5 protein-coding genes are annotated in these 12,812 nt (G+C 62.4%); 3 read left to right on the plus strand and 2 right to left on the minus strand.

The features are described 5' to 3' along the window. Positions 1–38: 38 nt before the first annotated feature. On the plus strand, positions 39–1,463 hold the full coding sequence (gene pntB, locus ABEA18_RS06870; protein WP_345448548.1) for a Re/Si-specific NAD(P)(+) transhydrogenase subunit beta: 1,425 nt from the start codon (positions 39–41) through the stop codon (positions 1,461–1,463). 661 nt (positions 1,464–2,124) lie between these two features. Here the strand turns inward: pntB and ABEA18_RS06875 are convergent. Together ABEA18_RS06875 and ABEA18_RS06880 are read right to left on the minus strand one after the other, a co-directional pair. Next, positions 2,125–6,963 carry an NAD-glutamate dehydrogenase gene (locus ABEA18_RS06875; protein ID WP_345448549.1) on the minus strand — a complete coding sequence of 1,613 codons (4,839 nt, stop codon included), beginning with the start codon at positions 6,961–6,963 and terminating at the stop codon, positions 2,125–2,127. 676 nt (positions 6,964–7,639) lie between these two features. Continuing rightward, entirely contained in the window at positions 7,640–8,059 is a 420-nt protein-coding gene (locus tag ABEA18_RS06880) for a hypothetical protein (protein ID WP_345448550.1), read from the minus strand. A 134-nt stretch (positions 8,060–8,193) separates the two neighbouring features. On the opposite strand from ABEA18_RS06880, the gene mobF reads away from it, so the two are divergent. Beyond that, entirely contained in the window at positions 8,194–11,745 is a 3,552-nt protein-coding gene (gene mobF, locus ABEA18_RS06885) for a MobF family relaxase (protein ID WP_345448551.1), read from the plus strand. Positions 11,746–11,765: 20 nt separating this feature from the next. Then, positions 11,766–12,338, plus strand: a complete 573-nt coding sequence (locus ABEA18_RS06890) for a hypothetical protein (RefSeq protein ID WP_345448552.1) — start codon at positions 11,766–11,768, stop codon at positions 12,336–12,338. The last annotated feature ends 474 nt before the right edge of the window (positions 12,339–12,812 follow it).

Raw genomic sequence — 12,812 nt, forward strand, 5'->3', positions numbered from 1 at the left:
TACGCGAAGCAATTGGAACTTTAACGAGGAGCTTGACCGTGTTTGATAACATTTCCGGTCCGTTGACCACAGAGTCCATCGCGGGGGCGGCCTACATTGTCGCCGCCTTGCTGTTCATCCTCAGCCTTGCCGGGCTGAGCAAGCACGAGAAGGCCCGCACGGGCGTGATCTACGGCATCACCGGGATGGTGATCGCGCTGGCGGCCACCGTGTGGCTGACCCTCCAAGGCGCCTGGGGATCAGCCCAGGGCCGCGCGGGTGTGGTCTTCCTCGTGGCCGCGGTCCTGGTCGGAGGCGCCATCGGCTTGTGGCGGGCCCGGGTCGTGGAAATGACCGGCATGCCAGAGCTGATCGCCCTGCTGCACAGCTTCGTCGGCCTCGCCGCGGTGCTCGTCGGCTGGAACGGCCACCTGGAGGCCCCGCACCTGTCCGAGACGCTTTTGGGAGTCCACCATGCCGAGGTGTTCATCGGCGTCTTCATCGGAGCAGTGACCTTCACCGGCTCGATCGTCGCCTTCCTTAAACTGTCGGCCAGAATGAAGTCCTCACCGCTGATGCTGCCGGGAAAGAACGCCATCAACCTCGGCGCCCTGCTCGCGTTCGCCGCACTCACGATCTGGTACGTCCAAGACTCCCAACTGTGGCTGCTGGTTGTTGTCACCGTGCTCGCCCTGGGACTCGGCTGGCACCTTGTGGCCTCCATCGGCGGGGGCGACATGCCCGTCGTCGTGTCCATGCTCAACAGCTACTCCGGCTGGGCCGCAGCCGCGGCGGGCTTCCTGCTGAACAACGACCTGCTCATCATCACAGGTGCCCTGGTCGGATCATCCGGTGCGTACCTGTCCTACATCATGTGCAAGGCCATGAACCGGTCCTTCATCTCAGTGATCGCCGGCGGGTTCGGCATCGCAGCACCCACCGGAGAGGACACTGACTACGGCGAACACCGCGAAATCACCGCCCAGGCAACAGCCGAACTGCTGACCAACGCGACCAGCGTCGTCATCACCCCCGGCTATGGCATGGCAGTCGCCCAGGCCCAGCACCCCGTCGCCGAACTCGCCCACCAACTCCGCGAACGCGGCGTGGACGTCCGCTTCGGCATCCACCCCGTCGCCGGACGCCTGCCGGGCCACATGAACGTCCTCCTCGCCGAAGCCAAAGTACCCTACGACATCGTCCTCGAAATGGACGAAATCAACGAAGACCTTGGCGGGACCACAGTCGTCCTCGTCATCGGCGCCAACGACACCGTGAACCCCGCCGCGGCCGAAGACCCCTCCAGCCCCATCGCCGGGATGCCCGTACTGCGGGTCTGGGAAGCAGAAAACGTCATCGTATTCAAACGATCCATGGCCGCCGGCTACGCCGGCGTGCAGAACCCCCTGTTCTTCCGCGACAACTCCCAGATGCTCTTCGGCGACGCCAAACAACGCGTCGAAGACATCCTCCGCGCTATCTAACTGAATATGCTCACTCGCGACTCCTTCAGGTCAGTACGTCCAACCCTCACCACTTCGCTCTCGTACGGGCCAGCCCACATAGCGCGGAGAGGAACACCAACCATGCCCAGACCCCGAGTTGTCTCAAACGTCCCCGCCCAAAGGTCTTCAAACCCAGAGTCCCGGAGGATTGCTTATGCGCAGAAGAAGCACCAGCAGTCGGACAGGTTTTCGACATCGATGAACTCGCATCACCTTGGATTGGTCGTCGCTACAGGTACGAGTTGTTAGAGCATCGCGCATGATATCGGCAACATCCAGTTGACCGAAACGTAACAAAGAAAGAGCCTCCGACCAGTACTTCCCGGCGGGTTGGAGGCTCTTCATTTGTCTTTGGCCTGCGGTTATTCGGTGGCGCCCGTGTGCAATGCTGCTTCGCAGGAGGATCCGCGGTCGTCCCCGTTACATTTATTAGGTCCCCGATCGCTCCAGAATCGTCCAGCAAAGAAGCCCTGGCACCCATCCAACGCCGCGGCGCCAGTGAACTGATGAGGGCTACTGCCAACGGCGGATAAACCCCCGGCACGGAAAACACCATCCCGAAGGCATTACTGGGTGGCTGGCTGGCCGAAACCAGGAACACGCCGTGACAGCGCGGCCACCTCACCGAAGACGACCTCGTTTAGTTGCGGACGAGGGTCCTCAGCAGCTTGAGTGCGACGGAGATCGAGTGGATGTTCACCGGACCGGGCTGCGAGACTTCGGCAAAGGTGTCCTTGATCCGTGCGAGCTGCTCTTGGTGTCCGCGTTCCCACTCGACGATCCGTTCCGTGGAGTCTGAGCGCCCCGAAGCGCCGTGGCGTGTTGTACGTAGAACTGAAATTGTCATATCGACCACAGCGGCGTAGACATCGTCGCGGAGGGCCGCCCTGGCCAGCGTCTCCCATCGGTCCTGGCGAGGAAGGTCGGTGATTCTCAGAAACAACTTCAAGGCCCCGATGCGCTGATAGGCCATGGAGTAGAGTTCAGCAATGCGCTCTATCGGCTCATTAATCTGCTCCGCAATGAGTGAGATGTCCAACAACTTGACGCCCAGGGCCGTTTCAAAAGCGCGCTCCGCGATATCCGGCGGAATCCCGATATCCTCCCAACGTGTCAGAAGGTCGTGCCCCTGGTCGATGTCTTCACCGCGCAAGTAGATCACCGTTCGGTTCGGCCGGATCTCCATGGCTGGCATGATCCTGCTCAGGACCTGTTCCACTGGCTGGTCCCGATGGTCATGGGTCATACACCAACGCGTCCCTCGGTCCAGCATCCTTCGCACATACAAGACCAGTTCCGCAGCATGGTCAGTCGAAACAGCGGTTGGTAGCCCTGCCATCCAGTCTGCGACCCAGTGCAGTTCAAAGGCCTCACGCACTGCCACGAAGGCCCTTGCGAGGGCGGCCACGCTCCCGGTGGTTTCCTCGATGGCCCGGAAGGCGAAGGTGATCCCGCCCAGGTTGATCATGTCGTTCGCGAGCACGGTGCTGATGATCTGCCGGCGCAGCGGGTGCGTTTGCAGCTCGATACCGAAGCGGTCCACGATCCGGGGCGGGAAGTAGCTGCGAAGGATCCGATCGAACCAAGGGTCCTCGGCGACGTCGCTGTCGTTCAGTAAATTGGCGAGTGCGATCTTGGCGTAGCCGGCCAGCACCGACAACTCGGGGGAAGTGAGCCCCTTGCCAGCCTGCAGCCGCGCATGAAGCTGCTCCGTGGTGGGCAATGCCTCCCGACCTCGGTCCAGATCCGTGGCTTTTTCGAGCCAGTCCATGGCCCGTTCGAAGCTCGGGCTCCAGTTGAGGACAAGAGCCCGATCGTTGACGAGCAGAACGTTCTGGTCGCGGCTGTTCTTCAGCACGAGGCGTGTTACGTCGTTGGCGAGCGAGTGCAGGAAGTCGGCGCGCTCGCTGGCTTCCATCTTTCCGGCCGCGATCATGCGGTCGATGAAGATCTTGATGTTGACCTCGTGGTCGGAGCAGTCCACTCCGGCGGAGTTGTCGATGGCATCGGTGTTCAGCAGGACCCCGTTCAGCGCAGCCTCCACCCGTCCCCGTTGAGTGATCCCGAGGTTGCCGCCTTCGACCACGATTCGTGCCCGGAGTTCGTTGCCGTTGATCCGGATCGCATCGTTGGCTTTGTCGCCCACCTCGGCGTTGGCTTCCGAAGCGGCTTTGACGTAGGTTCCGATCCCGCCGTTGTACAGGAGGTCCACCGGCGCGCGCAGGATGGCATGGATGAGCTCGGGTGGGGTCATCGCCGTCGTGTTCGGGGCCAGCCCCAAGGCCGAACGCGCCTGCGGGCTGATGGGGATTGACTTGGCGGCGCGCGCGTGCACGCCGCCGCCGGGGCTGATCAGCGAGGGGTTGTAGTCGGCCCAGGACGAGCGGGGCAGGGTGAAAAGACGGCGTCGTTCCTCGAGGGAGGACGTCGCGTCGGGTGTGGGGTCCAGGAAGATGTGCCGGTGGTCGAACGCGGCCACGAGCCGGATGTGGTCCGAGAGCAGCATGCCGTTGCCGAAGACGTCGCCGCTCATGTCGCCGATGCCGGCCACGGTGAAGTCCTCGTTCCGGGGATCGAGCCCTAGTTCGCTGAAGTGCTGCTTCGCGGACGCCCAGGCGCCCCGGGCAGTGATGCCCATCTGCTTGTGGTCGTAGCCGACCGAGCCGCCCGACGCGAACGCGTCGCCCAGCCAGAAACCGTACTCTTTGGCCACCTCGTTGGCGACGTCGGAGAACGCCGCGGTGCCTTTGTCGGCCGCGACCACGAGGTAGTAGTCGTCGTCGTCATGCCTTACCACGTCCGGCGGCGGGATGACTTGCCCCACCGAGCCCCGGGTGCCGCGGTAGTTTGGGGACGCAGCGACGTCGGGCGAGGCCAGGTTGTCCGTGACATCGAGGAGCCCGCGGAGGAAGTCCTTGTAGCTCTCAATGCCTTCCGTGAGCCATGCCGCGCGGTCGGCCTCCGGATCGGGAAGCCGCTTCGGGTAGAAGCCGCCCTTCGCGCCGGTGGGGACGATCACGGAGTTCTTGACGATCTGGACCTTGGCGAGCCCGAGGACTTCGGTGCGGAAATCCTCTCGCCGGTCCGACCATCTCAGGCCCCCGCGCGCCACCGTCCCGAAGCGAAGGTGCACGCCCTCGACCCTGGGCGAGTACACCCAGATTTCGAACTTGGGACGTGGGTACGGGGCGCCGGGAAGGTGGGAGGGCTGGAGCTTGAGGCTCAGGTACGGCCGGTTGCGGTAGAAGTTGGTCCTCGTCGTCGCCTCGATGAGGTTCAGGAAGGTCCGTAGCAGACGGTCCGCGTCCAGGGAAGTGACGGCGTCGATCGCCTTGGCCGCCTCCGTGCGGGTGGCCCTGGTATCCCGAAGACGCTCGGCGATCCCGAGCCCTGGGCGGAACCTGGCGTGGAACAGGCCCAGCAGTGCGTGGGTCACTTTGGCGTTGGTCAGGAAAGTATCCGCGATGAAGCCGTACGAGTTGGTGGTTCCGAGCTGTTGGAGATACATGGCGTAGCCGCGCAGGACCACCACGTGCCGCCAAGCAAGACCCTCCTGCAGGACCAGAGCGTCGAAGCGGTCTGATTCCGTGTCACCGCGCATGGCTGCGCCGAACGCGTCCGCGAGCAGGGAACTGGTTACGGCGGGATCCACGCCCACTGGATATCTCACGCCCAGGTCATAGAGAAACAGCGGCAGCGTGTTGCCCCGCAGGACTTCGAAGGGGCGCTGGTTCAGTACCTCGAGGCCCAGGTTGTGGAGGAACGGCAGGATCTGCGTGAGGCTCCGAGGGCTGGTGAGATAGAGGCGGATCCGGGTGTCCCCGCCTTGGGCCTGCATGGTGTCTGCATGGACGGCCAGCACTGGGTCGTTCAGGGGGCGGCCGCCGGTGCCGTCCAGATCGTATTGCTCGAACCTCTCGATGTCTTCAAGGGCGTCTGCGACCTCGAAGTCTGCCCGGTAGCTGGCAGGGAAGGCGTGTGCCCAGAGCCCGGACAGCCTTGTGGCCTGTTCGGCGGGCAGGCGTTCCCGCAGGGCTTCGTCGAGTCCTTCGGCCCAGGTCCGGGTGGCATTGATGAGTGTCCGCTCCAGCGCAGCAGTGTCGATGGATCCTGGTTTTACCCCGGCGGGCAGAAGGACGCGGAACAAGATGCGGGCCATGTTGGATTCATTGAGTCGGACCTCTGACTCAAGCGAGGAGGCCCTCGAGGCTTCCTTGAGCGCGTGTTCAATCCTGAGCCGCACGGCCGTGCTGTATCGGCGGCGCGGAAGGAACATCAGAGCGGTCATGAAGGGCCCGTAGTCATCGAAGCGAAGGAGCAGCCGTGTCTCATGGCGCTTTTGGATCCGCAGGATGTTGGTCGCCAGCCGGGTCAACTCGTCTTCGTCGATGTGAAACAGCTCGGCAAGGGGGAACGACTCGAGCGCCGCCATCAACTTCTTCTCTTCGGTTGACGAAGCGTCGAAACCGAGCCTACTACCCACGTTAGCGGCCTTTTCCCGGATCACCGGAATACGAAGTACTGATTGGTCCGCCGTTCCCGGGGCGAAAATGCCCACAAAACGGCGCTCCCCATCGATGACGCCGGCAGCACTGAACGTCGGGAGACGGATTTCCTCCAAGTATGAGGTGCCCGGCACCGAGGACCGCAGGTCAGAGGTGTACAGCGCGAGTACTTGTGGTGCCCGCAATGCGGACTGGACTGAGTTGCGCGGAGCATTCTGCCTGCGCAAAATGCCCAAGGCCGTACCCGGACTGGATCGAAAAGCCAGCCCATCATTCTCTGCCACGAAACTGTATTCGCAGTATCCCAAAAAGATGAAATTCCCACCGGCAAGCCACATCAGAAACTCTCTGAGCTGTACGGCTGACGGCACGCAACCGCGCGGGAAGGTAACCAAGGAGTCGATCGCGGTGGTCACTTGTTCCTTCAGGTTAGGCGAGTCCTCCGCTACTGCACGGACATCAGCTAGAACACGCTGGATATTCGCGATGAGTTCCGCGGTCTTCGACGATCTCGGCAGTCTGTCAATTTCAACCGAAACCCAGGTTTCAATCCTGGCCCCGGAATTGGGCGGAATGGACGCAAGCCCTGTGGGCTGTGGCGCACGGCGGAGCTCAAGCAGCTCATGGGTTGCCGGATCCCGAAGGACCTGGACAGAGGGATGGACGAGCAGCCGGACCGTCGCCCCTTCGCGGGCGAGCTCCGACGTTACCGAGCGAACCACGTTCAGCGCGCCCTCGGCCACCACGAGCACCACGCTGGCATGTGGTTCGTTGAGGACGTCCACCCTCGACGTGCCAGGAGGCAGCACCGAGGCGAGCGAAAGATGGTGCCGCGCCCGACGCTCCAACGTTTCACCCGCGTAGGCGAGGAGCTCCTCGGGGTCCACGTGCTCGTAGTAATCCGTGAGGAATTGATCGTCCGTCTGGGCGGGGCCATTCGCGGTGTGCTCCCTTGGCACAGATTTACCGGGCATGTCCTAACGCCTCCATCCCGTGGGGCCGCCTCCATTTGTGCCTCAGGAGATGGGATCCTCACGCCTTATTTCATGATGTCCTGCTCTCCCTGCGGCGTCCATACCGGTCGGAACTCAGGCCGTGTCGGGGAAGCCGACAGGAAAGCCGCAGACAACGGCGCGGATCTGTAGACAGTGCAACTTCCTCCAACAGGAATCCCGTAACCTGACGTTCCGAGTCGTCGATCAAAGCAACGCAACAAGAGGGTTTATCGGCATTGTGGATGTCAGCCGCGGCCTCGTCTGCGTTCCTTGCTTTTGCTCGCGATGTCCGGTTCAAATGCCGCGCCCGTCACTCCACCGCCAGTCGTCGCCTTCCCGCGACTGTCACCCATCAAAACGACGACTGCTCAAGGTAGCGATCCTCGTCCATCAACGTGCGCTTGCAATCACCCCAGCCGATCCAGAGCAGCCGCCCGTATCGGATCGGCCTCGACTTCGATGCCCCTCTCAGATACGCAACGTGATTCACAACCCAATTACTGCCGCTTGGTTTCCGCTTAGGTGTGCTACCTAGCACCCTTTACGCCAGATTTCCATTCTGCCTCTCACCGGTTAGTTCCCGACAGATACGCCACCCGAAAACGCACACCTCTGGCATCCAAGGCGTGACCGTGAGTACTGGCTCACGGCGAAATCATGTCGTCGATCGAGTCCACCGTGATGAAGGATCGTGAACCGGAAGAATTGCGAGGAATGCAGCGAACCCTTCAACGCGTCGCGCCCGTCTCAGCGGTTTTGTACCACCCGCTGCGGCAACCGACAGCGGGATCGTCGACGACGGAACCGTGCTGCCGGATCGAGTCCAGTGCTGCCCTTCGCTGCGGCCCAGGACAGGGTCATCAAACCTGCAGCTCATCTTGGAAACCTGAGAGCCGGACTCACGGCGACTCTCGCCGCCAGCGATCAGACCCAGAATTTCTTTCAGAACAAACTCCGCTCCCAGTCCGCCGCCGTCGAGCACCTCCAAGCCGAGAACAGTGAGCAACGCGCAACCATCAAAAGCCTCCAAACTGAGATCGGCCGCCTTAGAACCATCCAGCAAATCGACGCCCACGACTTGGTGCACCTCGCGAGCGAGTTCCTAGCTCTCGCCCAGGCCACGGGCGCCGAGCTAGACAACAGCGTCAAGGAACTTTTCCGCGGTCGAGGTTGGATCAATGCCGCCCGACAGACAAAAGCCAAACAGCGATGACCATGTCCATCGCCCGGCTCTCTGCCCAGTCTGGACTGAAGTACCTGTTCAAGACCACGATGATGGACGACCTGACGATCATTCCCGCAGACGCCTCCACGTACTACATGAAGGCCGGCACACCACAGGGCCGCTGGGTCGGCTCCGGGCTGAGCGGCATCAGCCGAACTATCGGATGCCCGGTCACCGAAACCGATGCGAAAGCTATGTTCGATAGCGCCACCCACCCGGACACCGGCACTCCCCTGGGCCGTCCGCACGGCCAGCCAACCGTCGTCGAAACGGCGCAAGGACAAACTGAGTTACGCCGCGCCGTGGCCGGCTTCGATCTGACCTTCAGCGTGCCTAAGTCTGTGTCCGTGCTGTGGGCGCTGAGCCCCCGGAGACTCCAAGACCAGATCCTCCAAACTCACCACAATGCCATCAACGCCACCCTGACCTGGCTGGAAAAACTCGTCATCCATACCCGGGCGGGGCGGAACGGGGTCGCGCACGTCGGCACCCGTGGCGCCATCGCCGCAGCCTTCGACCACTGGGAGTCACGCTCGGGGGACCCACAACTGCACACGCACGTCGTCATCGCCAACCGGATCCAACGGATCACGGACGGCGCGTGGGTCACCCTCGATTCGCGGACGCTCTACAAGGCCGCCGTCGCCGCCAGCGAGCACTACAACGGTCTCCTCTTTGACGCGCTCAAACAGGACATCGGCACCGATACAGATATCCGCAACCCCCAAGCCAACACCCGTAATCCGAGCGCTCAGCTCACCGGAATCGACGACGTCTTGATTCGTGAATTCTCCAACCGCTCCCGCCTCATCGACCAGGAGACCGACCGCCTCGTCGCCGCCTGGACTTATAGCCATGGCACTCCCCCATCCGCGACAACCACCATCAAGCTCCGACAACGGGCAACTCTCTCCACTCGAACTGCGAAGCCGGACACCATCGCGCCGCTGCATCAGCTCTCGGCACAGTGGCGCGAACGTGCTTCGTCCAAAGGATTCGAACCCCAGCTCGTACTCGCTGCCACTATCCGGCGATCGCGGACCTCCCCATTCCGCTCGTGCGACTTCACCGCCGACTGGGTGAATGCAGTCGCTTCCCTGACCCGGGACCGGGTGGCCGCCAAGCGCGCCACCTGGAACCGCTGGAACCTGCTGGCCGAAGCAGAACGAGTCTGCGCCGCCATCCGCTGCCGAACCCCTGAGGACCGCAATGCACTTATCGACGCGGTTGCCACCGCGGCTGAAGCCCAATCGGTCCCGCTGAACGAATACCGATACAGTGTCCCCGCCGACACGCAGCCGGATCTGTGTCTCGGTAGCCAGAGCATCTTCGACTTCCATGGGGCGCGCCTCTACACCGACGCCGGAACGCTCGCCTGCGAGGAGACCGTAATGGAGGCGAGGAACGACGACGGCGGACCGGCCGTCGGCGCGGCTGTCGCCATGGAGGCACTGGCCAGCTACAACCACCTTGGCAGGTTCGGTTTGCACTCCGACCAGCGGGCGGCCGCGGCTGAGGTGCTTTTGAGCGGCAACTGGCTTGACGCCGTCGTCGGACCTGCCGGTACCGGGAAGACCACCACGCTTGGCGCGATAAGAGCAGCATGGGAGACACAGTTCGGGGCCGGCAGCGTGATCGGGCTGGCTCCTGCGGCCGCGAGCGCCGAGGTCCTGGGGCGGGAGCTGTCCATGGCGACGGAGAATGTGGCAAAGTGGCTCTACGAGTCGGGCGGCCAGGGCGCCATCCATCGGGCGGAACACTTCTATGACGCCGAGCGGCGTCTGAGCAGCTCGGTGGCTACGAAGACCGTGCTGGCACAGGAAGTGACTCGTTTGGCCGCTGAGCAGAACCGGTGGCGGTTCCATCCGAACCAGTTGGTCGTCGTCGACGAAGCCTCCATGGTCTCGACCGTTCAGCTTTCCGCGCTCGTGCAACAGGCCCGGGACGCCGGGGCCAAGGTCCTGCTGGTGGGCGACCCCGGGCAGCTGGATGCCATTGATGCTGGCGGTGTTCTCGGTTGGTTGGACCGCCAACACAGGACTGTGCAGCTAAGCACCATCTGGCGTTTCGAAAACGTCTGGGAGCGGCACACCTCGTTGAAGCTCCGCGCCGGCGATTTCTCTGCCATCGCCGACTACGACCAGCATCAGCGCATCCAGCACGGCACTTACCTCGACATGGTCGACCAGGCATACCTGGACTGGCAATCCGACATACGGGTCGGTAAGTCGTCCATCCTTATTGCCGCGGACAACGACACCGTCAGCATGCTCAACGAACGCGCCCAAGCAGACCGCGTCATCCAAGGGTTTGTGGACGCCGAACACACGGCCCTTCTGAGCGATGGGCTGCGCGCTGGTCGCGGTGACACGGTGATCGCACGCCGCAACGACCGAACTGTTGCAGACAGCAACGGCGACTTTATCCGCAACGGCACCGTGCTCGACGTCGTACGCGTCGGAAGGCGCGACGGCACCCTTGTGGCGGTCCGCCAGGATACAGGCGCCACTGTTTCGCTGCGCCGCGATTACGTTGAGGCATCAGTGGAGTTGGGCTACGCGACGACGGCGCACCGCTCCCAGGGGATCACGGTCGACGCCGGTCATACCGTCGTAACGCAAGGCGGGCTGACGCGTGAGCTGCTTTACGTGAGCATGACTCGAGGCCGGGGAGGCAACTTCGCGTACATCAGCGAGAACGATCCCGCGGATCACGAACCTCTGGATCCACCCTGTCAAAGCTCGTGGCAGGAGATCCTGGGTGAAGTGCTTGCGGCCGATGGTGCCGAACGGACCGCCCACGAAGTGCGAGACGCCGAGCAGCTGCGGACCGACAGCTTGGAGCGGCTCAGCACCGAATACGACTATCTTGCCCAAATTGCTGCCACCGCGGATCTGTCAGGATTCCTCAAGACGCACGCCCCATCGCAGCTCGACGAGTTGCAGCACTCCCCGTCCTGGGGTGCAGCGGTGGCAGCGTGGCGCCGGGCCACGGGAATCAGTCGCCCGGATGCCCAGCGGATCGTTGCGAAGGCTTTGGAAGCAAGCGCGTCAGCGAAGGACGTCACGTCGGTAATCCACTCCCGGCTCCGCGGCTTCTTGTCCGAAATGCCGGAAAACGAGTCCGCCTTCATCTCCGATCCTGTTTACACGGATCGGCCCGATCTCGCAGACATGATCACCCAGGTATCGGAACGAATCAGGCGCAGGGCTAGCAAGGTCACGGCGACGGCTTTGATGCACGACACAGAGTGGAAGCGAAATCTCCTCCAGCACCTGTCACCACGGGACAACATGCCAACCATGATTGGGAAGGTGGCCGTCTACCGGGAAAGGTGGGGCATCGATGACTCTCCGCTCCCCCTCGGGCCTGTTCCGAGCCCGTATGAGTGGGAGCAGACATCGCAATACGAAACCGTACAAGGCTTCATTAGCCGCTCAACGTCGCACGCGGTCCGGCATCAGCAGGCTGGCCTCTGGGCAGCAGAGCCCGTTTCCCGCGAGGCGGACCTTATCAATGTCGGCTGGCAGCTCTAAACTTGGCAAGTAGGAATCCCATGGTCTCAAACCCAGTAGTCAAGCCGAAGGTTGCGACGCCAGCGCTGATTATCTCGAGCGCGGCGCTCGCCTTATGCGCGGTGTTCGTTTTGCAGAACCTGACGGTAAGTTGGCCTCCAGATGCAGTCCAAGTGTTCGGCTGGGCTGCCGTGCTGCCCTCCACCCTCATCGTCAGCATCATCTGGTTGATGAGGACCCACCGCCGTCGCGCTTGGCTGGCCGATGCCAGGGTACGGTGGAGCCGCTTCGAGAAGGCGAAGCGGGCTCACCGGACGACGGCGGAAATCACAGTCCTCAGCATTGATGCCCTCGAACCCACCGGAGCTTGGATCACCATTAATTGGAACCGCTTCGGACACGTTCAGCGCGCATGGCTGGAAGCACTGGAAGAACCTATCTGGGGCGGATCCGTTTTGTTGATAACACCCGATCCAGCACAGGTTAGGCCTAGTGCGCCATGGCCGGCCATCTACTATATTCAGGCTGCAAGTTTCCTGGCCTGGGCTCCTGGCAAGGAAGGCTTGTCGAGAGTGAGGCGCGAACGTCTCGGCAGCTCGATGAGCTTCAAATAATCAACATCCCAATTGCGTATGTCAACGCTTGGCTCGCGCGAACCGCTTACTGTTCGAGACTCGGGTTCGTGATGAATCGAAGGACCAGCTCGCGCAAGTCGCATCGATGATACTTCTGTCTCGAAGGAATACTTCCGAAAGCATTAAGAGGCCAATTGCCAACACTTCGGCACGGGTCTCCCATAGCCGGAGCTCGTCAAAATCTACTGCCTTGCAAACCCGTTTTTGCTCCGTTGCCTATGAAAGTTCACTGCTCCGATTGGGAAGGACGCCGTTGAGCTCATTACCGAGTGGTTCAGCTTAGGGCGGTACTCCCATAGCGGTCGCGCGGGCAAGGAATGAGCCATATTCGACGAATACGCGCAATCGCTCGTCTCTCGGTTCTACGAACTGATCGCGCTCCCCTTCGGCGCCAACGGAAGAGGGCTTCCGCGCTTGCACTTTTACGCTGGCAGATGCCTCGGCCGAAGTCAC

Source organism: Arthrobacter gyeryongensis, assembly GCF_039543785.1.
Lineage (GTDB): Bacteria > Actinomycetota > Actinomycetes > Actinomycetales > Micrococcaceae > Arthrobacter > Arthrobacter gyeryongensis.